This is a genomic window from Streptomyces turgidiscabies Car8 (assembly GCF_000331005.1).
Lineage (GTDB): Bacteria > Actinomycetota > Actinomycetes > Streptomycetales > Streptomycetaceae > Streptomyces > Streptomyces turgidiscabies.
This window is the reverse complement of sequence record NZ_AEJB01000421.1, coordinates 17249-43424: the sequence shown is the minus strand read 5'-3', so window position 1 is coordinate 43424 and position 26176 is coordinate 17249. Positions and strand designations below refer to the sequence as shown.

Sequence of the window (26176 nt, the reverse complement as noted above, 5' to 3'; positions counted from 1 at the left end):
TGGCGCCTGTGTCGGGATGAAGGGTCTCACCACGCCCCTTCGTGGGGCGAGGAACAGAACGACGAGTCCCTTGGCAGCAGGTGCCCTCGTAGATCAAGAGTCCGGGACGTCGAACAGGGACTCCTGCGCGATGGGTGGGGAGTACGAAGTCACCTTGGGCCTCTCCTTCGAGCTGCGGTTACGGACCCGCGTGGTACGAGCGCGGGGCGTCTCCTCGCTTGTCTCGAGCCCCATGACGACGCTGTAACCCTCACGGGCTCGTTGCAGCCCCAGGTCCCGGAGCTGTTCGACACTGGTTCCGACGGTTCCGACCAGCCCGAGCTTCACCAAGTCCGTGAACTCCGAGCTGACGAGGTAGCGGCCCACACGTTCGTAGCTGATGATCCGCCCGCCTCGCTTCCCGAGCGTGCAGTCGTCGTCCAGCAGCAGACGGGCGTAGGAGAGAGGAAGGTACATGCCGCGTGCCAGGTCGGAGGAAGAGGTGGCACTGTCCCGCCAGTAGGCGAACTTCAGGAAGCACGAGTCCTGGGCAAGGCGCCATTCGTGAGGGCGCGCGGGCTCGCGGCTGAGCTGCGACACCTTCTCCAGACGGTCCATCTGCTGGTGAAGCCGCTTGTCCACCCGGTACTCCTTGTTTCGTGGATCCAGCCGCTTGTACTGGACGAGGACGAAACTGTGGGTGGGATGGTGGTAGTAGATCATGTCGGTACCCAGTCGGTTCTCGACCGGGGTGGCGTTGACGTTGACGATCTCGATTCGGCGCCCGGTCGAGTCCTCCAGGACGTGGATGTCGCACCGTACATCGCTGCGCCGCCGCCAGTCGTCGAAGAACGGTGACATGTCTCCGAGGCCGGCTCGCACGTCATGGTCGATCAGGCTTTGCTCGAACGGTTCCGGGATGAGACCGGCGAGATATGTGTCATCCCGATGGGCAGGGCGGCCCCAGGCGGACAAAGCGGAGCGGGGGAAACCGCTCACGCGAGTGAGGGAGTCGGTTGCGTCCTTCTGTTCCTGCCATGCGAGGTCCGCGTCATCGTCGGGCCTGAAGACGACCGGGTTGGTCTGGGCCAGCAGCCAGTCGATGTACGGCGTCAGCTCCGAGTGACCCTGCTGGAGCGCTTCCCGGAGAGCCTGCCAAGTTTCTGTTCCGCAATATCCCGCGCTTCCAGACAAGGCCTGTTCCAGAGCCGCTCGGTGGGCAGGGGGAAGGGTGGCGAGGATGCCTTCGGGGCCGTCGAGCGGAACTGCCCTCGGGCAACTCCGCATGGGCTCGATGGTGATACTTCTGTCCACCGGTCCGACGATGTTGATGTGCAGAACCGAACCCACCCATGTGATGAAGCGGCCGTGTTCGGCGAACTCCTTACGACTGTTGCTTGCTGAGCCTGTCCTGTTGTCGCAGACAAGAAACGCTAACCGCGTCCCCTTGGGGGACGTGTCGAGTTCTGTGGGCAATGCCTTCGTGAAACGTTGCGTGATGAGCCAGTCGGGTTCGTTCTTCGCGATCTGGCTCGGCGTGAGGGTCACTATGTAGGTCACGAGCCGACCCTACCGACGGCAGAACGGGGTCCGGAGATCGCCCAATGCCCGAACTCCCAGGGGCCGACGACAGGGTGCAGAGCACCCGAATCCCGTGATGCGAGCGGTATGTCCCACAGTCCCCTTCTTCGTCACCCCTTTTCATGTCACAGGCAGGGACTAGGATCTGCACCCTGGGTCTGACCATGGGGAACGGCGACCCTTGTGGGACACAAGGAGCGAGGAACAGGCATGCGGGAAGGCCGGTGGGTCACGGTCACCGAGTCCGAGTTCGATCACGAACGCCGCGGCCTGGAGGCGATCCGGGAGAAGCTGCCGGACTCCGATCCCTGGCGTGCCTGGTCGAACTTCACCTTCACCGCGAACACCGGTCACGTCCGCGAGGTAGACCTGCTCGTCGTGGCCCCAGGTGGCGCCTGCATGATCGAGCTGAAGGACTGGCACGGTTCGGTCACCTCCGAGAACGGCACCTGGGTGCAGACGACTCCCGGCGGCCGCCGCCGCACGCACGGCAATCCGCTGCATCTGGTCAACCGCAAGGCCAAGGAACTGGCCGGCCTGCTCGCGCTGCCCGGCAACAAGCGCGTCTGGGTCGCCGAGGCCGTCTGCTTCACGGACAACAGCCTCCGCGTCCGCCTGCCCGTCCACGACCAGAACGGTGTCTACACCGTCCACCAGCTGGTCGAGATGCTCAAGCAGCCCCCGCGTGACGAGCGGCGCCGCGTCACGGCGATCGGCTCGCGCGAGATCGAGGCGGCTCTCAAGAACATCGGCATCCGCAAGAGCGACGCGCAGTACAAGGTCGGTCCGTACGAGCTGGAGCGGAAGTCCTTCGACTCCGGGCCCACCTGGGCGGACTACCTCGCCCGCCACAGCGAACTCCCCGAGGCCGCCCGCGTCCGCATCTACCTCAGCGAGCGTGGTTCCGACACATCTCTGCGCCAGTCCGTCGAGAACGCCGCCCGACGGGAAGCCGCGGTACTGGGCCGTTTCAAGCACCCGGGTGCGGTCGAGCTCAAGCAGTACTTCCCCTCCGGGCACAACGCCGGACCGGCCCTGATCTTCGACTACCACCCGGACACCCTGAAGCTGGACGAGTACCTGGTCCAGTACGGCGAGAAGCTGGACATCCTCGGCCGGATGGCACTGGTCCGCCAGCTCGCCGAGACCATGCGCTCCGCGCACTCCAGCCGCATCCACCACAGGGCCCTCGCGGCACGCTCCGTGCTGGTCGTCCCCCGCCCGCGCGGCGGGAAGGGCCGGGCGGTCGGGGAGGAGGCCGCCTGGCTCACCCCGCACCTCCAGATCTCCGACTGGCAGATCGCGACCCAGCGCAGTGGCGACTCCTCCCAGGGCCAGGGCATGACCCGCTTCGCGCCGACCGCCCTGTCCGCGATGCACCTGGCCGACGACGCCGACGCCTACCTCGCCCCCGAACTCACCGCCCTCAACCCCGACCCGGTCCACCTCGACGTGTACGGGCTCGGCGTCCTCACCTACCTGCTCGTCACCGGCAAGGCCCCGGCCGCCAGCCAGGCCGAGCTGCTGGCCCGGCTGGAGGCGGGGGAGGGACTGCGCCCCAGCTCCCTGGTGGACGGCCTGTCGGAGGACGTGGACGACCTGGTGCAGGCCGCCACCGCCTACCGGCCCGGCCAGCGCCTCTCCAGCGTCGACGAGTTCCTGGAGCTGCTGGAGATCGTCGAGGACTCCCTCACAGCCCCGGCCCAGGCGGCCACCGCCGGTACGGAGGAACCGGGCGACGAGGACGACGTCACCGCCGCCGACAAGGACCCGCTGGAGGCCGTCGCCGGTGACACGTTCGCCGGCCGTTGGGAGATCCGCCGCCGCCTCGGCACCGGCTCCACCAGCCGCGCCTTCCTCGTCCGCGACCTCCAGGCCGAAGCCCGTAGGACCCGCCCGCTGGCCGTGCTGAAGGTCGCCCTCTCCGACAGCCGCAGCGAGATCCTCGCCCGCGAGGCCGAGGCCATGGGACGCCTGCGCCCCCACTCCGGCATCATCCGCCTCGTCGAACCCGAGCCGCTGCACCTCGGCGGCCGTACCGTCCTGGCTCTGGAGTACGTCGGCGACGAGCGCGACGACGCCGGGCAGGGCACCGAGGGCGGGAGCCGCCCGCGCCGTCGTGAGGAGACGGTCGCCCGCCAGCTCCGCGACAACGGCCGCCTCCAGGTGGACCAGCTGGAGGCGTACGGCGACTACCTCTTCGGAGCCGTCGACTTCCTCGAAGGCGAGGGCGTCTGGCACCGAGACATCAAGCCCGACAACATCGCCATCCGCATCCGCCCCAACCGCACCCGCGAACTCGTCCTCATCGACTTCTCCCTCGCCGGCTACCCGGCGAAGAGCACCAACGCGGGCACCGACGGCTACCTCGACCCCTTCGTCGACGTCATCACCCGAGGCTCGTACGACTCGCACGCCGAGCGGTACGCCGTCGCCGTCACCCTGCACCAGATGGCCTCCGGCGAGCTGCCCAAGTGGGGCGACGGCAGTCTCCTGCCACGCATGACCGACGCCAAGGAGTGGCCGTACCCGACCATCGCGGCCGAAGCCTTCGACCCGGCCGTACGGGACGGTCTCGTCGCCTTCTTCCAGAAGGCCCTGCACCGCGACGCCGGCCAGCGGTTCCCCGAGCTGAAGCCGATGCGGGACGCCTGGCGCAAGGTCTTCCTCGACGCCTCCCAGACGGTCCCGTCCAGTCACCGTTCCCGGCACCCGGCCCCTGCGACGGCGGGGGAGGGGACACCCGCCGAGGGCGCCGTCGCGGCGGCGATCGCGGACGCCGAGCCGGAGACCGCCGAGCAGCAGCGCGACCGCCTCGCCGCCGAGGTCACCCGCGACACCCCACTCACCGTCTCCGGCCTCACCCCCGCCGCCCAGTCCTTCCTCTACGGCCTGGGCATCACGACGGTCGGTGAACTGCTCGACTACAGCCGCCGCAAGCTCGTCAACGCCCCCGGACTGGGCGCCAAGACCCGCAACGAGGTCCAGCAGCGGCAGCGCGAGTGGGGCGAGCGGCTGCGCGAGATCCCCGTCTCGCCGCTCACGCCGAAGGGCCGCGCGGAGGCCAAGGAGGAGCTGGAGCAGCTCACGGCCGCCGAGTCGGCCTTGGTGGGCCACCTCGCGACGGGTGAGTCGGCGGGTGCGCTGCCTGCCCGCACCCTGCGCTCAGTCAGCCTCGACACCCTCGCCACCGTCTTCGTGCCCGCCGTCAACAACAACGGCTCCAACCGCAACAAGGCGGAGATGGTACGGCTGTTGCTGCGCGTGCCCGACGAGCACGGGGTCCTGCCGGACATCGGGGTCTGGCCGAAGCAGAAGGACGTCGCGGAGGCTCTTGGGCTGAGCCAGGGCCGTATCCCGCAGTTGCTCAAGGACGAGCGCAGGCGCTGGAAGGCGGAGCCCGCCGTCCAGGCACTGCGCGAGGAGATCATCGACCTGCTCGTGAGCATGGGGCGCGTCGCGTCGGCGGTGGAGATCGCGGACGCCCTGGCGGTCCGGCGCGGCACGCACCTCGCCGGGCGCGAGCAGCGGCGGGCGATGGCACTGGCGGCCGTACGGGCCGTGGTCGAGGTCGAGCAACTGCTCCCGCAGGAAGCCGAGTTCCTGCACCAGCCGAACCGCAAGGCGACGGACGAGTCCCTGGGCGCCGGCCTGCTCGCCCTCGACGTACGGGAGGACGACGGCCCGGACACCCCGACGGCGCCCGGCCTGCTGGAGTACGCGACTCGTCTTGGTCGTACGGCGGATCGGCTGGCGAAGCTGGACACCCTACCGACGGCAGCGACTGTACTGGCCGAGCTGGGCGGGCTGACGGTGCCGCCTGGCGCGGTGGACTGGGACGAGCGGCGCATGGTGGAGCTGGCGGCGGCGGCATCGCTGAACGCCGCCGCTACTCCGCGACTGGAGATCTATCCGCGTGACTTGTCGCTGGTACGGGCACTGCGCCTCACCCAGGCCGGGCTCGTCCGCTGGATTCCGGGTATGCCGGAGGGGCAGCAGCCGGGCCTGACCGGCGAGGCCGTGCACGAACGGGTCCGTGCTCGCTTCCCGGAGATGGTCGTTCCCGACGGGCGTGGCGGCACGCATCACGAACTGCCGACGGGCGGCCCGCTCACCAAGGCGTTGCGCGACGCCGGCTTCGAACTCTCGCTCAACATGCACGAACGCGAGGGCGTGCTGCGCTACTTGCCGACGCGGGTGGACGACGCGTCGAGCTATCTGACAACGGGTGCGTGGCGGCAGTCGACGCGTACGGGCGCGGTGACGCGGTACGCCGACGACCCGCAACTCGCGGGCGCGGTACGCGCGGAGGAACGGCTGCTCGCGTCGGCCCGCCGGGACGGGTACCGGGTGCTGACCGTACGGCAGCAGCTTGTACGGGACGCGGTACGGGAGCTGGGTGCCGGGCGGTTGGGTACGGCTGCGGTGTCGGTGACGGAGCTGTTCCTGGAAGCCCTGCACGCACAGGTCACGCCGGGCACCAAGCCCACCTGGGAAACCCTGCTCAAGGCGGACGCCGCCGAGCCGGGTTCGAGGGGCGCGGTGCGGTTCGCGGAGTTCACGCGGACGGCGTGGGGCGCGGTGGAGCCCAGGATCGCGGAGTTGCTGGGTAACGGTGGTGGCGGGGCCGGTCCTGTTCTGTTGACGGAGGCAGGGGTTTTCGCGCGGTACGACGCAATGGGCGTCCTGGACCGGCTGGCATCGGTGGCCCGGCAGGGCGGGCGGGGGCTGTGGCTCCTGGTCCCGCAGAGTGACCCCTCGCGCGAGCCCCGGCTCGGGCAGGTGGCCGTGCCGTACCAGGCCGGCCTGGGGGAGTGGATTCAGCTTCCGGACACGTGGGTGGGCAATGCCCATCGGGGATCCGGCGAGGGTGCGGCAAGTTCTAGTGCGAGTGCCAGTGGTGTCGAGGGAGACGTCAAGTGATCGACCGCAAAGCTCTGTTGAACGACCTGAAGCAGCAGGTCAAGGCGGTCGAAACCGACCTCGGACGCCAGGTGAAGGCGCTGGGGGATGTCGGCGCGCGGTTGAGGGCCGAGTACGACCAGGCGCGCAAGCTCGGGCGTACGGCGGCGACGTGGACCTCGTGGCTGGACGAGCGGGTCACGCAGGTTGCGGTGGCGTGGGTGCTGGGGTCTGTGTTCGTGCGGTTCTGCGAGGACAACCTGCTGATTCCGGAGCCGTATCTGACGGGGCCGGACGGGGATCGGCGGGAGCTGGCGGAGTCGCGGTACGACGCGTATGTGGAGTCGGACGAGGACCCGACGTACCGAGGGTGGCTGGAGAAGGCGTTCGAGGAACTGGGGCAGGGGCAGGCGGGTCGGCTGCTTTTCGACCAGCGGCACAACCCGCTGTACCAGGTTCCGCTTTCGCATGACGGTGCGCGGGACTTGGTCGAGTTCTGGCGGGGGAGGGACGAGGCGGGCGTTCTCGTTCATGACTTCACCGACCCGCTGAACGAGGACGGTACGGAGGGATGGGATACGCGGTTCCTGGGGGACCTGTACCAGGACCTGAGCGAGGCTGCGCGGAAGACGTACGCGCTGCTTCAGACGCCGGAGTTCGTCGAGGAGTTCATCCTTGACCGGACGATGAATCCTGCCGTGCGGGAGTTCGGGTACGAGGAACTAAAGATGATCGACCCTACGTGTGGGTCGGGGCACTTTGTGTTGGGGGCGTTTCGGCGGTTGGTGCGGCTGTGGGGGGAGGGGCAGCCGGGGCGGGATGTGCATGAGCGGGTGCGGGCTGCGCTGGACTCGGTGCACGGGGTGGACATCAACCCGTTCGCGGTGGCTGTTGCTCGGTTCCGGTTGCTGGTTGCGGCCATGGCGGCGGGTGAGGTGCGGACGCTGGCTGAGGCTGCAAAGTATGAGTGGCCGGTTCATCTGGCGGTGGGGGATTCGCTGATCAAGGCTCGGCAGCTTGAGCTGATGTTGGGTGGGGACGAAAACGGCCTGGATGATCCGCTGGCATCTTTCGCGTATGTCACGGAGGACGTGCACGAGCATCCGGGGATTCTCCAGCAGGGTCGATATCACGTGGTGGTCGGTAATCCGCCGTACATCACCGTGAAAGATAAGAATCTGAATGCGCTGTACCGGGAACTATATGACGCATGTTCGGGAAAATATGCACTGTCGGTGCCATTTGCGCAGCGATTCTTCGAGCTAGCCAAACGAGGGGATGCTGCGGGTAGTGGATACGGGATGGTGGGTCAAATCACCGCGAACTCTTTCACGAAGAGGGAGTTCGGTACGCAGCTGATCGAGGGGTACTTTGTTCATCAAGTTGAGCTAGTAGAGGTTATTGACACCTCGGGTGCTTACATTCCAGGACATGGAACTCCGACAGTCATTTTGATTGGCAAGCGCCGGGGGGGGAGTGCGCGGTCCGAGGTGATCCGCACGGTACGAAGTGTTCAAGGGGAGCCATCTGTGCCTGATAAGGCCGAGGAAGGGATGGTCTGGAGTGCAATCGTCAAACAGATCGACCAGCCTGGCTCGGTTAGCCGGTGGGTATCTGTGGACGATTTGAATCGAATTCGCTATTTTGGTAAGCAACCGTGGATTCTGTCTGATGGCGGCCTCGAAATGTTGGATCAGATCGCCGCGCAATCAACCGGAAATCTTCGGGAGGTCGCGGTGGAGTCCGGAATTTCATCGGTCACTGGAGAGGATGACCTATATCTTCTACCCCTAAATGGAAGTGTAGGCAGAAATCGAATCGAATATTCACGTCCAATGGTGACAGGGGATGTGATTCGTGATTACCGACTTGTGTCGACCTTCGAGGCCGTATGGGTTTACGATTCCGATTTCAAGGTCCTGCCACTTGGTCAGGTTCCTGGCACGGAGCGGTATTTGAAGCCTTATAGGGCGGCGATTTCACATCGCCGTCGCTTCGGTACGCCTATGCTTCAGCGTGGGCTGACCTGGTACGAGTGGCAGGAACTTTATCCCGCCAAGCTTTTGACGCCGCTAACTATCACCTTTGCATTCGTTGCTACGCACAACCATTTCGTGCTCGATCGAGGTGGGAAGGTCTTCAAACAAACCGCTAGAGTGATTAAATTGCGGGAGGGGGCTAGCGAGGAGGAGTACCTGCGGTTGCTCGGGCTACTTAATAGCTCCACGGCTGGGTTCTGGCTTAAGCAGGTAAGTCACAACAAGGGCAGCACGGTGGACTCAAAGGGGGCGCGCCAGTCGACAATTCCGTTCGAGGATTTCTACGAGTTCACTGGCACCAAGCTTCAGGATTTCCCTCTTCCGGCCCGTTACCCCACCCAACTGGCCACTGCCCTCGACGCCCTAGCCCAGCAGCTTTCCATTACTTCGCTCGCGGCCCTCGCCGGGCAGGAGATCCCCACTGCCCCCGTCCTCCGTGAGGCTACGTCCCGCTGGGGGTCCACGCGTGCACGCATGATCGCCCTCCAGGAAGAACTGGACTGGCAGGTCTACTCCCTCTACAACCTCCACTCCGAAGACCTCCGCGTCTCTGAGGACCCCGACGACCCCAACATCCCCGAACTCGACCTTGGTGAGCGCGCCTTCGAGATTGTCCTGGCCCGTCGCGTAGCCGCAGGCGAGGCCAGCGACGCTTGGTTCAAGCGGCACGACTCCACACCCATCACGGAGATCCCCGCTCACTGGCCAGTCCCCTACCGCGAGGTCGTCCAGATGCGCATCGACGCCATCGAGTCCAACCGGGCCGTCGGCATGGTCGAGCGCCCCGAGTACAAACGCCGTTGGGCCACCGAGGGCTGGGACGCGCTCCAGGAGAAGGCCCTGCGCTCCTGGCTGCTCGACCGGATGGAGAAGCGTGACCACTGGTTCGACGAGAACGGTCAGCCCACCATTCTCACCCTGGCCCGCCTCACTGACGCCCTCTCCCGTGACGAGGACTTCGTCTCCGTCGCTAAGCTCTACGCGCCCCGCAAGGATCTCGCGAAGGCCGTCGCCGAGCTGATCACCGACGAACACGTTCCCTATCTCCCCGCCCTGCGCTACAAGCCCTCCGGTCTCAAGAAGCGCGCCGACTGGGAAGAGGTGTGGGACCTCCAGCGCAAGGAGGACGCCGCGTCTGATGAGCCTGCCAAGCGGAAGATCCGGGACTCCATCCCTGTGCCGCCGAAGTACACCTCGGCCGACTTCCTCCGCCCCTCCTACTGGAAGGCGCGCGGCAAGCTCGACGTGCCCAAGGAGCGGTTCGTCTCTTACGGGCAGACCAACGCCGCCACCCCCGAGCTGTACGGGTGGGCCGGCTGGGACCAGCGGGAGCAGGCGCAGGCGCTCGCCACGTACTTCACCAACACCGCGCTGTCCACCGAGGAGATCACGCCGTTCCTCGCCGGCCTGCTGGAACTCCAGCCGTGGTTGTCCCAGTGGCACAACGAGTTCGACATGAACTACAGCGGCTCCCCGGCGGACTTCTTCGCCGGTTACCGCCAGCAGAAGCAAGGCGAGCATGGACTCACGGACGACGATCTCCGTAACTGGCAGCCCCTGGCCGCAACCCGAGGCCGTCGCGCAGCAGTGAAGAAGTAGTCGGAAACGACTCGGTGTTGAGCCCGTACGCCGATGCCGAGTCTGCCGGACGAGGGGCCGCCGGGTGCGTGTGCGGGCGGCCTCCGGTCGGTACGCGCAGCTCCGCCCAGATCGTCTTGCCGGGAGCGGCCGGGCGAGGCGTGACGCCCCAGTCGTCCGAGAGGGCGGCGACGAGGAGCAGGCCCCGGCCGGACTCGGATGCGGGGTCGGGGGTCGGGGGAGTGGGTGGGGGTCGCTTCTCGGCTCGTGTGTCGGTCACCTCGATGCGGAAAGTGCCCTCGGCCAGGGTGAGTTGGAGGTGGAAGTCCCGGCCGGGGACGTGGCCGTGGCGTACGGCGTTGGCGGTGAGTTCTGCTGTGATGAGGGTGAGCGTTTCGTTGACCGGGGTCGTGTAGGGGTGGCCCCAGTCGTTCAGGCGGTGCGAGACGAGTCGGCGGGCGAGGCGGGCGCCGCGTGGCGTTGAGGTGAAGCGCATGGTGAACTCGCGTTCGGGTGCGGGGCGCTGTGGCATATGCCCGTTCGGGGGAGTTGGTGACTTCATGTGGTCAACGGTCGCGGACTCTGCGTAGCGTTGACCAGGAGTGACGTGCTGACGGATGCGGGCTGTACGCGTGGGCGGTGCGTTTGTACGTGGTGTCGGGCGTGACCGGTTCTAGGGCCGTGGGTTGGGTGGGCGGGGTCTGGTGACTGTGGTGGTCGAACGGGAGGAGCTGCGGCGTGGACGACGAGGTTCAGCAGCCGGAGTACGAGTTCGGGACGGGCATTCTGGCCGTGTTCGGGCGGCAGTTGAAGCTGTTCCGGGAGCGGGCGGGGCTGGACCGCGCGAAGCTCGGGTCGCTGACCGGGTACTCGGCAGCGACGATCGCGTCGTTCGAACAGGGGAGGCGTATTCCGCCGCCGAAGTTCATCGACCGGGCTGATGAAGTGGTGCACGCGGGTGGGGTGTTGAGCGCGGGCAAGGAGGAGGTGGCTCGGGCTCAGTATCCGGCGTTCTTTCGGGATGCGGCCAAGTTGGAGGCCGAGGCGGTTGAGCTCCATGTGTACGACACTCAGTTGGTCAACGGTCTGTTGCAGACGGAGGAGTACGTGCGAGCGGTGTTTGCGATGTGGCAGCCGTCGTTGGACGAAGGGGTCATGGAGCAACGAGTGGCCGCACGACTGGCACGACAAGAGGTCTTCGCCCGGCGCCCGGCACCGCATCTGAGCTTCGTGATCGAGGAGGCTGTTCTGCTCCGGCCACTCGGTGGAGAGGCTGCTTGGCGAGGTCAGTTGGAGCACCTCATGCTGATGGCGGAGAAGCGCAACGTGGTGATCCAGGTGATGCCGTTGTCCCGCCAGGAACATGCGGGACTCGCTGGCCCGTTCACCTTGATGGAGACCAAGGATGGGCGCAGGATCGCGTACACGGAGGTACAAGGCGACAGCCGTGTACACACAGAGCGCCACAAGGTGCGGGAGCTTGAGCGTACTTACGGGATCCTTCGCGCGCAGGCCCACACTCCTACAGAATCGCTGACGTTGATCGAGAAGTTGCTGGGAGAGAGATGAGCGGGGAAATGACGGGGTCGGACACCGACGCCCTGGCATGGTTCAAGAGCAGTTACAGCGCTGGTGACGGGGGCCAGTGCGTCGAGATTGCGGCTGGGATAGGTGCCATACGCGTCCGCGACTCGAAAGACACGACCCGTACCGCACTGGCCGTACAACCCATGGCGTGGACCGCGTTCGTCGAGTTCGCGGCACTCTGACAGGGCAGGGTCCTGGGCGGGTGTGTGCCAGCCAAGGACCCTGCACGTGTCCGTCTCGCGCAGCACTCTCAGTGGCCTCGATGCCGATTTCACAAGGCGTCGTGTCGGCGCGGGTCGGCCAGAACGCTCAACATCCGTACAAAGGCGCTCAGTTCGCGGCGCGTTGCCTTCCCGGAGCTGACGATCAGCATCCTGCCGGACCCGGCCGCCGTACGTCCGAGGGCAAGGACGGCAGGGTAATGGCGAGCGCCCGACTCGGCCGCACAGGGCGTGCGTTGCAGCTGGCTCGCCTGCCAACCGTCACTAACATGAGGCGGCCCAAACTGAGCGGACAAAGCTGGGTCACTGGAGGGCGGAGTTACTGTAAGTTCCTGCTATGAATCAGGGCAAAGTGAGCGAGAACCCAGAGTCGCGCTTCTCCGCAGTGCTGGTGGGCTCAGCCAGGCTTCCGGGCGTGCGTATCCACAGGGAGGTGTACCTCCGGAAGGCGCTGGCACGCTATTGCTCCGAGGACGAGATCCGCCTGGCCATCGAAGAGACCCCCGCAGCGGCGGGTATCTCTATCGACGTTCTGGGCAAAGCGGCCAACGACTCCATCCGCTATGAGACCACCAAGGTCAGCGCGCTCTCCGCCGCTGCCGGGCTACCCGGTTTCTTCGCGCTTCCCGCCACCGTGCCGGCCGACATGGCCCAGTACTTCGGCCACATGCTGCGTATCGTGCAGAAACTCGCCTACCTCTACAGCTGGCCCGATCTGTTCTCCGACGACGGCGATGACGTCGACGACGCGACCATGGGGGTGCTCACGCTGTTCTTCGGCGTGATGTTCGGTGCACAGTCGGCGAACGTCGCTGTGGGGAAGGTCGCCGAAATGATGGCGAAGGAGGTCGCCAAGAAGCTGCCCCAGAAGGCACTCACCAAAGGTGTCATCTACCCCATAGTGAAGAAGGTCGCGGCCTACATCGGTGTTCAGATGACGAAGCAGACCTTCGCGAAGAGCGTCTCGAAGGCCATCCCTGTCATCGGGGCCGCTATTTCCGGCGGACTCACCTTCGCCACCTACCTTCCCATGGCCAAGCGGCTGAAGAAGCACCTCTCCGAATCGGAACTGGCGAAGCCGACACGCCGAGTCGTGGTTGTGGAAGCTGAGGTGGTTCACGAGTCTGTCGCCACAGAACGCGCTGAGCAGCTTGACCACCTATGACCAGCGGTTGGCCGTCCGACTGGCGCCGCACGAAATCTTGACCCGACGCCCGACGCCTCAGGAAAGCGGGGGCAAGGCCAGGCACTGCTTGGACGGACCGGCCTGGTTCAAGAGCAGTTACAGCGCTGGCAACGGCCGACGAATACGTCGAGGTCGCCGCCCGCCTCGGCAGGGTTCACGTCCGCGACTCGAAGGACACAACGGGTACCGCACTGGCCGTACAACCTGCCGCGTGGACCGCTTTCGTTGAGTTCGCGGCCCTCTGAGACGGTGTTCAACGAGCACCCCTAACAGTCGTTTCGCGCCCGCCATCTCCACGAATTGCTCGGCCTGCCCACCGACGAGGCCACGGTGAACGTCACCCGCTCCCGCCTCGGACGACTCGTCCGCCAAGGCATCCTCACCCGGCCCGGACGCGGCCAATACGAGAAACGGATTTAACGCCCTCTCGCTACCAAAGGCGCTGAATCGTGACGGTGTTGGAGATTGGGCGCGCATCCAGCGGCAGTTTCCAGGCGCAGGTGTCCACCAGGTTTGTGAACAGCTCCTGCTCCTGAGCGGCGTTGACTTGCAGGTAGTAGAGCGATTTCTTGGAGCCGACGGGCGACCTTTGGACCTCGCGTTTGGTTGTGTAGCTGCTCGTTTCTTCGCCGGGGAGGATGGATTCCTTGGGGCAGTAGACAGAGTGTTCCGTGCCCTTCTCGCCGACGTTGTCTTCCTGGCTGATGAAGTAGTACTTCGTCCCCTTCGACGGCGGGCAGAGCACCGTGGTGGTCGTCTCGAAAGTGCTGCCGACCTGATCAGGTGCGTTGATCTGTACGGCACGGTCATTGCACCGTATTGGCGGAGGTGTCTCGGTGTTGGTCGGTGTCGGTGGAGGTGTCACGTCATCGTCGAAGATTTCGGTGACAATGGGGACGCCCAGGGTGGCTACCGCCCCGATGGCCGCCGCACAGAGCGTGACGGTGAGTGGGGTGAGCCAACGGCGCGGACGAGGTGGGCTATCCGGCTCCGGCTCCGGCTCTGACTCCGGATCCGTCGTACTCGCAGAGGCCATGCCTTCCCTCTCGCTGTAGCCGTGAGATAGCTGTCATCTACGTAAACGTCAGAAAAAAGCCTTTGGTTACAGTGATATAGACGTAAATGATGTACGCACGCACCAAGGAAGTCCTCCGTGGGCAGCACGAACAGGCCACAGCGCACGCCAACGACCTGCGACACCAGCTCCTGGAGCTGACCGCTGCCCTCACTGAGGCCGAGGACAGACTCGCCGAGCCAGCCACACCCGGAAGAACTCGGTCTCGCTGGCCCTGGTCCCGTGCGACGGCTTCCATGAAGCTGCGCGCGTTGGCGGGGGAGCGCAGCAGGTAGACGGTCTCCTGTCAGGAGCCGTAGTCATCAGCGGACATCAGGACCCTGAACGCCGGACCCCTGTGGCGGGTCGAGCGGGACGATCTCCCGGTCGAAGAAGTCGTAGAAACCCTCACCACGCTCGTAGAGCGTGTCGAATCCGAGGCACGTTTCCCGGATCAGGGCCGGCTCGGTGAAGCGGTTGGCGCCTGCCGCGTTCCCGTCATCGTCGTAGACCACCTCGTACATGGCCACGTCGCCGACAATCACCACCTCCGGGACCGGGCGTTCCTTCTCGATGTCCGAGATCTTGCGGGCATCGAGCACTCTGATGTCGTCGCCCAGGTCCACGCGCACCCGCAGCACGAAGAACTCCCACTGCACGTACGGCGTGATCGGGAACTACACGACGCGAAGGCGGCGGTGTGGAATGCCGAGTTGCGCCGCTTTCTGGAGTTCCTGGGCGTAGTCGTCGCGCCTCTCCTGGGCGAGGGAAAGCGCCCTCGTCCAGTCACCGGCGACGAAAGCCTCCCAGCTGGCGAAGCCTCGCTCCTTGAAATGCTGTCCGCGTTCGAGCTTGTTCAGGAAGTCGATGCCGCTGTTGTAGATCCGGCCGAAGTCCGCGTGATACGTGGGGCGATCCATGCGCTCATAAATACCGCTGGGGAAGGAATCAAACACTGGGGATATCCGGTTTCGCCGCGACGAGCATGTTCCTCGGGATGACCACGAGTCGTTCATCCGCCCCGATCGAGACCCCGGCGGGCAGGTTCGCGCCGAGCGACTGGGTGAGGTCCCGGCCGATGACGGCGATGTCTCCGTTGGCGAGTTCCCAGATGTCGGGGCAGTCAGGGGTGCCGGTCGTGTTCCCCAGCTCTTGAGGTGATTTTCCTAGACGCCGTTTGAAAGTCGTGTCCGGATCCGCTTCCCATGGCCTGGTCGCAGCCGTCGCCCCCTCGATCGGTCGGGTGTCGTACTGTAGCGGCCGACAAGCTTGCCTGACCATGCGTCAAGTCTGGTCCGCGCTCGAAATGGTGCCGCGCCATGCCTCCTTGTCTCATCTCTCTCAAGAGTGGAACGATATTGATCGGGAGAAGGAATCACACCGGCACCTGACAAGTGCTGCTTTTCCGCCACGTTGTCGAAAAAACGAGTGATGTGGAGGGTGTCGTGGACCTCGAGGTGACCGCGCTCGCACAAAGCGCAGGAACCACCTTGGTCACGCTGATGGCAACGGATGGCTGGCACCGTACTCGCGACGGGCTCACACAGCTCTGGCGTCGGACGCAACCCGAGCGTGCCGGGACCGTGGCTGCCGAGTTGGAGGCCGGCCGCGAGGACGCTCTGGCCGCCATGGTGGCGAATGACCAGGAGACGTTGGACGAACTGCGTCTGCAGTGGCAGGGGCTGTTACGGCGCCTGATCGTCGCCCGGCCCACCGCCGCCGAGGAACTGCGCAGGCTGCTGGACGAAGTCGATCCCGATGGCGCGGCTGCCCGGCACGTCACGCAGCACGCCACCGCCTCCGGTCAGGCCCGGGTCTACCAAGCGGGACGAGACCAGCACATCACCGAGCGATGACTGGTGGGATGGACGCTCACGCCGAGGACCGAGGGCGTGTCTACCAGGCGTCGGGCGACCAGCACATCAACGAACACCACCATCACGGCGGCGGCACGACAGGGCCGAGTGGCCCGGACTCGGTGCGCCGCTGCGGTCGGGCGCACCCCGGGCGTGCTGCGCGACCGCACCGAGGTCATGGAACGCCTCGGGCAAGCGTCGAGGCCGGTCGCGGCGGCGACGTCTACGTGCTGTACGGCATGGGCGGCTGCGGCAAGACGGCGGTCGCCTGTGCCCTCTTCGCGGTGGCTACCGGCGACGGCGGCCGGGTGGGCCTGTGGGTCAACGCCTCCGACCATGCGAGCCTGCGCGCCGGCATGCTGGCCGTCGCGGCGGACCGGGGGGCGAGTGACGGCGAACTGCTGGCTGCCCGCAACGGCCTCCGTCCAGCGGCAGATCTCGTCTGGCAGTATCTCGACCACTCCGCCGAGCCGTGGCTGCTGGTCCTCGACAACGCCGACGAGCCGGAGATCCTGCGGGACGGCAGCTGGCTGCGCACCAGCCCACGCGGCACTGTCGTGGTGACCACCCGCCGGGCAGCCGCTCGCTGGTGGCCGGGGGCCGAACTGCAGCACATCGGCGTGCTGCCGCGCGAGGACGCCGCACTCGTGCTGTGTGACCTCGCCCCGCACAGCGGTACGGCGGAGCAGGCGGCGCAGATCGCGGACCGGCTCGGGCGGCTGCCACTCGCCCTTACCCTGGCCGGCGGCTTTCTCTCCCATCAGGTGCTCGACCCCTGGACGATGGATGCCTACGGGCATCACCTTGACTTAGACGAACGAGTCCAGCTCATCGACCAGGGGGCTGACGCGCTGTCCGAGGCGGACCCGCGGCACCTGGTCGGCATGACCTGGCAGCTGACACTCGACGCGTTCGAGGCGCGAGGGCTGCCCGAAGCGGCGGCACTGCTCAGGCTGCTGGCCCGGCTCGCTCCGGAGCCGCTGCCGTTGTACGTGCTCAACCGCGCCGACATCAGTGGCGTCCTCCCCCGTGCCCGTACCGAAACAGCGCTGAGAGCCCTGCTCGACCAGTCGCTGACCGAACTGGTCGACGTTGGCGTGCGCTGCGTACAGAGTCATGGAGTACTTCTCGACAGCGTCTCGGCGGCGACACCCGCGGAGCGGTTGCAGGCACTCGACTCGACGGCCGTCCGGCTGCTCGACGGGGCCGTTCCCGCCGTACCTGACGCGGGCCCCTACGATCCGCGGCTGCGACTGCTGGTACCTCATGCGCTCGCCCTGCTGGGACGCATCGGCGAACCGTCGGCTCTGTCCGATGCCCTGTCCGTCGCGACGCGACTGTCGGTCGCCCTGCACCGCACGGGCGACTACCTCTCGGCCTGGGAGACCTCCCGTATCGCGGCGGACCTCGCGCAGCCGCTGCTCGGCGCGGATCACCGTCTCGTACTGGCCGCCCGTTCCAGGGCCGGCCGGGCGTTGTTCCGACTGGGCAGGTACGCCGAAGCCGAGTCGTCGCTGCGCGGTGTCCGTGCCGCCCAGGAGAGACTCTTCGGGGCCGACGACCCCGACACCCTGGACAGCGGCTACGGCCTTCAGCTCGTGCTGGCAAACCTCGGCAGACGCGAGGAGTCACTGGCACTTCTCCGGGCCACCGTCGCCGGTCGGCGCACAACACTGGGCCCCGCGCACCCCATGACCCTGCGCGCCCGCGCCAGTCTGCTGGAGATGCTGCCCGCCTCCGAGGTGGTGACCGAGGAAGGCGGCGCGCTGCTTTCGCTGCCGTCGGAGTGCGCCCGGCTCCTCGGCCCCGATCACACGGTGACGCTGGGCGCAGGACACAACCACGCCTGGGCGCTGTACCTACTGGGCCGCTTCGACGAGGCCGACGAGGAAATACGGCTGGTCGCCGAAGCGTATGTGGGTCGCTTCGGGCCCGAGTACCCGGTCGTGCTCGCGGCCCGGCAGCTCTACTCCCGAACGCGATCCGCGCTCGGCCACGTGGACGTGGGGATCGAGCTGATGACCGATGTCCTCGCACGGCGGGAGCGCGGCCTGGGCCCCGAACACCCCTTCACGGTCGCGAGCCGTCGGTTGCTGGACGAGTACCGATCGGGCCGATGGCGCCCGCCACGACCGCCCGGCGGATGACAGCGGGCTGCGTGACTGCCCGGTGATGCTCAGTGTTCGGGCACCCGTAGGATTGGCAGGTCGCGCGTATCGCCGCCTATCCGAATCTCCGGATTTCGCCCTACGATCTGGACCGGTGGTCGGCCTCGTGCCCGTGGCGGCGGACCGTACCCAGTGGGTCGAGCCGGTTGCCTCCTCCGGGCGTGGGGGAGAGGGCGCGCCGGCACACGGCAGGAAGCGAAGCGCGAAGGGGGACGGGCCGTGCTCGGCTCAGAGCTTCACGACCACGACGCGGTCGGCGCACAGCTTGCGCATGTCGTCCTCGTCCGACGTGAACACGGTGACCGGGCCGGGCTGCCGCAGTGCGACGGCGGCGAGGGCCGCGTCGATGGCGTACTTGTGGCCATGCAGGCCCGTCTCCTTGAGGAGGCGGATCGCCTCGCCGGCGACCTCCTCGGTCACCGCTTGGACGTGGATCTGGGAGAGCGCCCACTGCCAGGACGGGAGATAGCGCGTCGGGTCGTAGGCCTCGATCAAGGTCATCGATGTGGTCATGACTCGGATGCCGGCCTTGAGGGCGTCCTTGATGCGCATGCCCATTCGGCGCTCCCCTCGGACCCACTGGGACAGACCCTCGCTGTCGAGCAGGTAGACCACCTCGCCCGTCACGCGGCGTTCCGAGACCGCTCAGGTGCCTCCTCGGCTGCGGCACGCTCGGCGCGGGCGAGTTCCGCATGCCTGCGCTCGATCTCCCGGCGCTCCGCCTCCGCCTCGGCCATCTCGGCCTCGGTGACCTCGCCGTATTCCTTCTCCCACCAGTCGACCGCCTCGCTGAGGCGCTCCCGCTCCCGCTGGCGCTCTATGGCGTGCGTGACATAGCGGCTGAAGCCGCCGGGGCCGACCTCGGCCCGGATGGCCTCGGCAAGCTCCTCGGGAAGAGTCACAGTGTATTTCTTGGTTGCCATACCATCGACCATACCGAGGGGTGGGCCGGGTAGCCAGCTGACAGCAGGCATTGCACACGATCGAGTACAAGCGGCGGGAGAGCCCGCCAGATGGAGAGCGTGACCGGTAATGGCCCAGCAGCAGCCCCTCCTCCGCGATGTCATCGACATCAAAGAGAACATCTCCACCTCGGACTTCGTGCTGTCGCTCGCCGAGGCGACGACACCCGAGGGCGCACAGAACGCGCTCAAGGACTACGTCGTCACCGAGCGGCTGCTGGAGAACTTCGACGAGGCGCTGGCACTCATCAAGTCCTCGCTCGACGGGCACCGCTCCAAGGCGGCCTACCTGCACGGCTCGTTCGGTTCCGGTAAGTCGCACTTCATGGCCGTGCTGTACGCGCTGCTCAGCGGCGACCCGGCCGCCCGTGCCCGTACCGAGTTCGACCCGGTGCTGACCAAGCACGAGTGGCTGACCACGGACGGCAAGAGGTTCCTGCTCGTGCCGTACCACATGCTCGGCGCGAAGGCCCTCGAACAGCGGGTGCTCGGCGGGTACGTCACGCACGTCAAGAAGCTGCACCCCGACGCTCCGACCCCGCAGGTGTACCGGACCGACTCCCTCTTCGCCGACATCCGCGCCAACCGTGCCACCTACGGGGACGAGGCGGTCGTCCGAGGTCTGGGCGGCGGCGACGCGGGCGACGGTGAGACGGACGAGTGGGGTGAGGGCTTCGCCTGGACCCCGCAGCTCCTCGACACCGCCCTCGCCGCCGAGGAGAACCACGAGGGGGGCACCCCGCTCAACCTCCGCAACCCCTCCACCCCGGCCGAACTGCGCGCCAAACTGGTCAACGACGCCGGCACCAACCTTTTCCCCGGCTTCGCCAGGAACGCCATCGAGAACGAGCACGGCTTCATCTCCCTCGACGCCGGTCTGTCCGTCATCGCCGAGCATGCCAAGTCACTCGGCTACGACGGGTTGATCCTTTTCCTGGACGAGTTGATCCTCTGGCTCGCGACGCTCATCCACGAGCAGAAGTTCGTGGCCCGTGAGGCCAGCAAGATCACGAACTTCGTGGAGGGCGGTGACGCCCGGCGTGCCATCCCCGTCGTGTCGTTCATCGCCCGCCAGCGTGACCTGCGTGAACTCGTCGGCGAAGAGGTGTCGGGAGCGGCGGAGGCGTCCATCCAGGACACCCTGAACCTGGCTTCCGGCCGGTTCGACAAGATCACCCTGGAGGACCGCAACCTTCCGCAGATCGCTCACGCGCGCATCCTCAAGCCGAAGGACGCCGACGCGGAACAACTCGTCGACGCTGCCTTCGAGCAGACCAAACGGGTCGGCACCCAGGTCTGGGACACCCTCCTCGGCTCGGAGAAGGGCACCACCGGCGCGGACGCCGAGTCCTTCCGGCTGACGTACCCGTTCTCACCGGCGTTCATGGACACCCTCGTCCACATCTCGTCCGCCCTGCAGCGCTCCCGTACCGGTCTGAAGCTGATGGGCGAACTCCTCGCAGACCACCGCAACGAGATCCGCCTCGGGCAGCTCATCCCCGTCGGTGACCTCTACCCGGTGATCTCGAAGGGCGGCGACAAGCCGTTCACCGACAGCCTGAAGGTCGTCTTCGAGGCCGCCGACAAGCTGTACAAGACCAAGCTGCGGCCCTATCTCCTCAGTTCGTACGACATCACCGAGGACGACGTCGAGCAGTACGTCAACCGGCCCGAGTCCATCACCGACCCGCAGCGCACCAACCGTTGCCGGATGTTCGTCGGCGACAACCGCCTCGTGTGCACCCTGCTGCTGTCCGCGCTCGCGCCCAGCGTGCCCTCCCTGGCGGAGCTGACCATCCGACGGCTCGGCGCGCTCAACCACGGGTCGGTTCTCGCGCCCATCCCGGGCGCCGAGGTCGGGATCATCAAGAACAAGGTCGCCGAGTGGGCGGCCAGGTTCCCCGAGATCAAGGAGACCGGCACCGACGCCAACCCCGGCGTACGGCTGGAGCTGTCCGGCGTCGACGTGGACTCCGTCATCGCCAACGCCCAGGTCAACGACAACCCCGGCAACCGGGTCGCCCTCGCCCGGCGCCTGCTGTCCAAGGAACTGGGCGTCGAGCACGGGCAGTTGAGCGACCTGCTCGGCTTCACCTGGCGCGGTACCTCCCGCACCGCCGAGATCGTCTTCGGCAACCTCGCCGACGAGGACGAGCTGCCCGACCACGACCTGATGCCGCAGGAGGACGGCCGCTGGCGTATCGCCATAGACCTCCCCTTCGACGAGGGGGAGTACGGGCCTCGCGAGGACGCCATCCGAATGCAGCGGCTGCGCGAGCGCCAACAGGGCGAGCGGTCCCGTGTCGTCGCCTGGCTGCCCGCACATCTGTCCGCGCAGCGCTTTGCCGACTTCCGGCGTCTCGTCGTCATCGACAAGGCCCTCGCCGACGAGCACCGCTTCGACACCCAGTACGCCGGACACCTCAACGCCGACAACCGCAGCCGCGCCAAGGGCCTCCTCGAAACGCAGCGCGAGGCTCTGCTCAAGCAGGTCAGAGGCGCCTTCAAGCAGGCCTACGGGCTCGCCCAGAAGCAGGCCGCCGACGTCGTGCCCGACTTCGACGACCACCTGGTCCCGCTGCCCGATGTCGACGGCCTCACCCTGTCCTTCGGGCAGAGCCTGCACGACGGCATCCGGCACGTCGCGGGCAAGCTGCTCACCCACCAGTACCCGGCGCACCCCGACCTCGACGTCGACGGCACCGGCATCGCCGTCAAATCCGCGGACACCCGCAAGGTGTTCACCCATGTGCGGGCCGCCGCCGAGGCGCGTGACGGGCGAGTGGAGGTCCCGGCCGTCGATCGGAAGCTCATGCAGCGGATCGCCGGGCCCCTGCGCCTCGGGCAGCAGAAGGAGGCGTACTTCGAGCTGTCCCGCTACTGGGCCGACCACTTCCGTCAGCTCGCCAGCGCCCAGGGCAGCACCGGGGACCTGTCCCTGATCACCCTGACCGACTGGACGGACAAGCCCGACCCGCGCGGCCTGCCCGAATTCCTCGCCCGGCTGGTCGTCGCCGCGTTCGCCGAGATGGACGACCGGGTGTGGGTGCGCGGCGGCACCGTACTCGACCCCGCGCCCGAACTGTCCGCGATCAAGGACCATGACGCGCTGCGCAGCCAGCCGCGGCCTGCCGAGACGGACTGGGACACCGCGCGGCAGCGTTTCGAGACGATCTTCGGAGCCAAGCCGCCCGCTCTACGGCGCGGGCGAATGATCAATCAATTCGCCCGCCAGATCGTCGAGGCCGCCCGCACGTACCGCGACCACGCGGCCGACCTGGTGCACCAACTGGAGGCCCACGCCTCCTTCCTCGGCCTCGACCAGACCGCCGACTCCGGACGGCTCGCCCTCGCCCGCCGTTCGCTGCAACTGCTGGACGCCGTCATGGCGGAGGCGGGCAAGGGCGCGGCCGGGGCGAAGAAGACCGTGGAGGCTCTCGCCTCCTTCGACCTCGGCGACACCAGTGCGGACCGGTACGGGACGTCCATCAAGCAGGCCCGAAGCGTCGCGGAGGCGATCGCCTCCGCGCCCTGGAGCACCCTCGAACTCGCCGCCGGACTCGGCCCCGAGGGCGCGGCGCTACTCGACTCGCTGCGCAACGTGGCCCGCGACGACCAGCGCACCGCGGACCTGCGTGACGCCCTGGCCCGCACCCAGCGCGAGGTCGTCGCCCTCGTGAAGCGCAGCCAGGCCGTCGCCCAGCCGCCCGCGCCCGTCGCGCCGCAGCCCACGGCCGACGACCTGGACCTGGGCAGGCCGACGAGCGATCCGCGCATCCCCTTCACCCCGCCGGCGACACCCACACCGGCCTCCTCCAGCAGCGGCTCCGCGCGAACGGCCGGTGGCCGCCGTACGACCGTGGCACGCGCCGCCGCCGACCTCCAGGCGGAACTGTCCGAACTGGCCGCCCGCCACCCCGACGCGACGATCGAGATCACCTGGAAGGTCGTCGAATGACGGACACTGTCGCCGCCGCCCCGGGCGCCGTCCGGCTGAACACCGCGACCGTCACCCAGTACCTGTCCTCGCAGTCATCCCTCGCCGCCTCTCTGACGGGAGACGGCGGGGGCAGGCGCCGGGTCGTGCTGCTGCGGTCCGCGCTCCAGTGGGACGGGCCCGCCGAACCCGCCTGGGGCGAGGGCCGGACGGCCTGCGTCGCGGTGGCTCCCTCCCCGCTCGCCGTCCACGAACTCGTCCTCGACCATCTGACGGGCCGACGCCCCGGCCCCGCCGTCCTGGTCGTCCTCACCGACCGCGAACAGAACGAACTCGACCCGGCGATCACCGCCCGCGTCCACAAGCAGCGCATCGACATGGTCGACAGCTGGGACGTCGTGCGGGAGGCGTTCGGTGCCCGGCAGATCGACCCGCGCCTGAAGGACGTCAACTGGGCCGCCGAAGCCCTGCTCGACGCCACCCCGCCGGGCGGTTGGCAGCCGGTGCCCGGTGGCTGGCTGTCCCGGCAGTACGCCCTCACCGCGCTCGCCCAGCGCCGCCTGCGCCTCGGCCGCTACGACACCGAGGACGGCCCGCGACGCCTCGGCGAAGACCGGCTCGACGCGCAGACCCTGCTGCACTGGTCGACCGGGCCCGGCGCCCCCGAGCGGCTGCTGGGCCTACGAGGGCCTGAGCGCGCCGGCCTGGCCGCCTTCCTCGGCGAGGAGGACCAGGCCGGTCTCGCCGGACGCGCTCTGCTCGCTCTCGTCGACGCCGAGCGCGGTTCGGACGCCGCAGCCTTCGGCCTCGTGTGCGCGGCCCTGTGGCAGCACGCCGAAACTGCCCCCGAGACGTATCAGTCCCGGGGCCGTGCCGAACGCTACTTCGGCGATCAGCCCCCGGCTGTCGGGGAACAACTCGACGCCCTGGTGGGCGTCTTCGGCCGGTCCGCCGAGGAGTACGTGAGCACGCTGCTGACGGCCGGACACAGGGGCGGCGGCATCGACGCCGACCAGGCCCGCGAGGCGCGCCGCACCAGCGGCATCGTGCTCGACCGGGCTGCCGTACTGGCCCGCCAGTTCGGCGCGGAGGCGGCCGTCGCGTCGAGCCCCGTCCTGCGCGGCGGCATGGAAGCCCGGTTCACCGCCATCGGCCGGGCGCTCGCGGCGGGCGACACGGCCGCGGTCGCGGAGGCCGTCGGACGGCTCGCGGACCACAGACTCGCCACCGATCCGGAGGAGTCCGCCCGCATCGAACGCGCCCGCATGGGGCAGCGCCTCGCCCGCTGGCTGGCCACCGACCCGTCCGCCGACGCACCCAGCGTCGGCGACGCCATACAGCGGCACACCGCCGAGACCGGATGGGCCGACCTCGCCCTGGAACACATCGAGGCCGGCGGCGACCCGGACTCCGTTCTCAAGGCCGCCTACGACACGCTGGGCACGCGCGTCAGGGACCGGCGGCGGCAGATCGACGCGTCCTTCGCGCGCTCGCTGGCCGGCTGGACGCAGGACGGCACCCCGCCCGGCGGCATGCTCACCGTCGAGACCTTCCTCGACCGGGTGGTCGGGCCCGTCGTCCGGCGCGGGGAGGAACGGCGGGTGCTGCTGCTCGTGCTCGACGGCATGAGCGCGGCCATAGCGAACGAACTCGGCGAGGAACTGCGCCGCTCCTGGGCGGAGTTCGACCCCCTGGCCGAGGACACTCCGCGTCGGCGGGCGATGGCCGCCGCGCTGCCCACGGTGACGGCCGTGTCCCGGACCTCGCTCTTCGCGGGCATCCTGATGAAGGGCACTCAGGCCGACGAGAAGAGGCTCTTTCCCGCGCTGAAGCTGTGGAGCGGGGCACCGGCCGCCGTCTTCCACAAGGACGACCTGCGCACCGAGACAGCGGGTGACACCTTCGGCCAGGCCCTCACCGGAGTGCTCACCGACGGCAGGACCCATGTCGCCGTCGTCCTCAACGCCATCGACGACCGCCTCGCCAAGGAACAGAAACTCGGCGACGGTACCTGGCGGGTCGACGACGTACCCGGCCTGCGCGAGCTGCTCCGGGTGGCGGCGGCCCAGGGCATGGCGGTCATCGTCACCAGCGACCACGGCCACGTCGTCGACCGGCACGGTACGAAGGCCGACGCGGCCACCGAACCGCAGTCCGCGCGCCACCGCCTGCCCGGCGGCGGCCCGCTCGGCGAACGGGAGATCGCTCTCTCCGGGCCGCGTGTGGTCTGGCCCGACCCGGGCGCGTCCATCGTCGCCCTCTGGGACGCGGACTCCCGCTACACCGCCCTCAAGGCCGGCTACCACGGCGGGGCGTCTCTCGCCGAGTTCACCATCCCGGTGCTTGCCTTCCTGCCGTTCGGGGCGGAACCGCCCAAGGGATGGCGAGAGTTGGGGGACCAACGGCCGCCTTGGTGGGCTCCGGAGGAGGCGGGGAGATCGGCATCGGACGAGCGTTCGACTCGGCTTGCCGGTGTGGCTCCGAAGAAGGCGACGGCGAAGCCCCGCAAGAAGCAGCCCGATCCGGAGTCGCTGCCCGACGCGCTGTTCGACGTGATGCTGACCGCCGGGGGAGACGACGCCCTGCTCACACCGACCGTCGTCTCCCGGACCGAGGTGCTCGTGGCGGCGCTGCTCGACTCGGAGACGTATCAGGGGCAGCTCGAAGGTCTGGCGCGCAAGCCGCAGCAGGAGCAGGTCCACAAGGCCCTCGCCGCCCTGCTCGACGCCGGTGGCACCCTGCCCGTGACCGCGCTCGCCCAGCGCGCGGGCCTGCCCACCAACCGGGGCGACGGCTTCGCCGCGGTGCTCCGGCAACTCCTCAACTACGACGGCGTACAGGTGCTGGAAACCCTGCCGGACGGGCGCACGCTACGGCTCCACGATGCGCTGCTGCGTGAGCAGTTCGCCCTCAGGACGGGCTGACAGACTCGGGGTGCCTCTGGCGTTCGCCCGAAGGCATCCCGAGCCGTGTGTTCGCTGCTCGTGGATCGCTGTTCCCACGCAGAAGTCTCACTCGCGTAGGCGGTGAACGTAGCCCACTGCTCCCGAGGGAATGCCAGCGCTGCCTTCACCCGGGCCCAACGTCATTGCGGATCTTTACAGTTGTTCCACCGGCCGCGCCCGT

The 26176-nt window shown here is 67.8% G+C and carries 14 protein-coding genes and 4 pseudogenes; 10 read left to right on the top strand and 8 right to left on the bottom strand.

The features are described from left to right. Positions 1–93: 93 nt before the first annotated feature. The gene (locus STRTUCAR8_RS30940; RefSeq protein ID WP_006380131.1) at positions 94–1539 is read right to left on the bottom strand and encodes a hypothetical protein; all 1446 of its coding nucleotides are present in this window, start codon (positions 1537–1539) and stop codon (positions 94–96) included. 231 nt (positions 1540–1770) lie between these two features. Between STRTUCAR8_RS30940 and pglW the strand changes: the two genes are divergently transcribed. Together pglW and pglX are read left to right on the top strand one after the other, a co-directional pair. Continuing rightward, the gene (gene pglW, locus STRTUCAR8_RS30935) at positions 1771–6483 is read left to right on the top strand and encodes a BREX system serine/threonine kinase PglW (protein WP_006380118.1); all 4713 of its coding nucleotides are present in this window, start codon (positions 1771–1773) and stop codon (positions 6481–6483) included. Continuing rightward, the gene (pglX, locus tag STRTUCAR8_RS30930) at positions 6480–10100 is read left to right on the top strand and encodes a BREX-2 system adenine-specific DNA-methyltransferase PglX (RefSeq protein WP_006380095.1); all 3621 of its coding nucleotides are present in this window, start codon (positions 6480–6482) and stop codon (positions 10098–10100) included. The genes pglW and pglX overlap by 4 nt, the downstream gene beginning before the upstream one ends. On the opposite strand, the gene STRTUCAR8_RS30925 is transcribed toward pglX, so the two are convergent. Beyond that, positions 10027–10611 carry an ATP-binding protein gene (locus STRTUCAR8_RS30925; protein ID WP_044473198.1) on the bottom strand — a complete coding sequence of 195 codons (585 nt, stop codon included), beginning with the start codon at positions 10609–10611 and terminating at the stop codon, positions 10027–10029. The genes pglX and STRTUCAR8_RS30925 overlap by 74 nt on opposite strands. 206 nt (positions 10612–10817) lie before the next feature. Between STRTUCAR8_RS30925 and STRTUCAR8_RS30920 the strand changes: the two genes are divergently transcribed. The 4 genes and pseudogenes from STRTUCAR8_RS30920 (at position 10818) to STRTUCAR8_RS50475 (ending at position 13318) form a co-directional block, all read left to right on the top strand. Beyond that, complete coding sequence (locus STRTUCAR8_RS30920) at positions 10818–11648, top strand: helix-turn-helix domain-containing protein (RefSeq protein WP_006380123.1); 831 nt, start codon at positions 10818–10820, stop codon at positions 11646–11648. An 8-nt stretch (positions 11649–11656) separates the two neighbouring features. Next, positions 11657–11848: a DUF397 domain-containing protein gene (locus tag STRTUCAR8_RS30915; protein ID WP_006380126.1), complete on the top strand. Its 192-nt coding sequence runs from the start codon at positions 11657–11659 to the stop codon at positions 11846–11848. A 376-nt stretch (positions 11849–12224) separates the two neighbouring features. Next, positions 12225–13052 carry a hypothetical protein gene (locus STRTUCAR8_RS30910; RefSeq protein WP_006380107.1) on the top strand — a complete coding sequence of 276 codons (828 nt, stop codon included), beginning with the start codon at positions 12225–12227 and terminating at the stop codon, positions 13050–13052. Between the two features lie 88 nt (positions 13053–13140). Then, positions 13141–13318: pseudogene (locus tag STRTUCAR8_RS50475) on the top strand (DUF397 domain-containing protein). A gap of 185 nt (positions 13319–13503) precedes the next feature. Here STRTUCAR8_RS50475 and STRTUCAR8_RS52915 read toward each other — a convergent pair. The 4 genes and pseudogenes from STRTUCAR8_RS52915 to STRTUCAR8_RS50465 all read right to left on the bottom strand — a co-directional run bounded on the left by STRTUCAR8_RS52915 (position 13504) and on the right by STRTUCAR8_RS50465 (position 15408). Continuing rightward, on the bottom strand, positions 13504–14109 hold the full coding sequence (locus STRTUCAR8_RS52915; protein ID WP_006380094.1) for a hypothetical protein: 606 nt from the start codon (positions 14107–14109) through the stop codon (positions 13504–13506). 253 nt (positions 14110–14362) lie between these two features. Beyond that, positions 14363–14467 (bottom strand): annotated as a pseudogene (locus STRTUCAR8_RS55440) (type II toxin-antitoxin system Phd/YefM family antitoxin); the annotation flags it as partial. After that, positions 14451–15083: pseudogene (locus STRTUCAR8_RS30895) on the bottom strand (DUF6879 family protein). The pseudogenes STRTUCAR8_RS30895 and STRTUCAR8_RS55440, both read right to left, overlap by 17 nt. Further along, positions 15076–15408, bottom strand: coding sequence for a hypothetical protein (locus STRTUCAR8_RS50465; RefSeq protein ID WP_006380068.1), 333 nt, complete (start codon positions 15406–15408; stop codon positions 15076–15078). The pseudogene STRTUCAR8_RS30895 and the gene STRTUCAR8_RS50465 overlap by 8 nt, the downstream one beginning before the upstream one ends. A 164-nt stretch (positions 15409–15572) precedes the next feature. Here STRTUCAR8_RS50465 and STRTUCAR8_RS30890 point away from each other — a divergent pair, with 164 nt between their 5' ends. Both STRTUCAR8_RS30890 and STRTUCAR8_RS30885 read left to right on the top strand, forming a co-directional pair. Further along, complete coding sequence (locus tag STRTUCAR8_RS30890) at positions 15573–15983, top strand: hypothetical protein (RefSeq protein ID WP_044473206.1); 411 nt, start codon at positions 15573–15575, stop codon at positions 15981–15983. Then, a pseudogene (locus STRTUCAR8_RS30885) lies at positions 15980–18130 on the top strand (tetratricopeptide repeat protein). The gene STRTUCAR8_RS30890 and the pseudogene STRTUCAR8_RS30885 overlap by 4 nt, the downstream one beginning before the upstream one ends. A 249-nt stretch (positions 18131–18379) precedes the next feature. Here STRTUCAR8_RS30885 and STRTUCAR8_RS30880 read toward each other — a convergent pair. Both STRTUCAR8_RS30880 and STRTUCAR8_RS30875 read right to left on the bottom strand, forming a co-directional pair. Continuing rightward, positions 18380–18778 (bottom strand): hypothetical protein, encoded by a 399-nt coding sequence (locus tag STRTUCAR8_RS30880; protein WP_006380119.1) that lies wholly within the window; start codon positions 18776–18778, stop codon positions 18380–18382. Beyond that, entirely contained in the window at positions 18775–19074 is a 300-nt protein-coding gene (locus STRTUCAR8_RS30875) for a hypothetical protein (RefSeq protein ID WP_044473195.1), read from the bottom strand. Before STRTUCAR8_RS30875 ends, STRTUCAR8_RS30880 begins: the two co-directional genes overlap by 4 nt. 109 nt (positions 19075–19183) lie before the next feature. Between STRTUCAR8_RS30875 and pglY the strand changes: the two genes are divergently transcribed. Together pglY and pglZ are read left to right on the top strand one after the other, a co-directional pair. Next, positions 19184–23071, top strand: coding sequence for a BREX-2 system ATPase PglY (gene pglY, locus STRTUCAR8_RS30870; protein ID WP_006380121.1), 3888 nt, complete (start codon positions 19184–19186; stop codon positions 23069–23071). After that, on the top strand, positions 23068–25974 hold the full coding sequence (gene pglZ / locus STRTUCAR8_RS30865) for a BREX-2 system phosphatase PglZ (protein ID WP_006380127.1): 2907 nt from the start codon (positions 23068–23070) through the stop codon (positions 25972–25974). Before pglY ends, pglZ begins: the two co-directional genes overlap by 4 nt. The last annotated feature ends 202 nt before the right edge of the window (positions 25975–26176 follow it).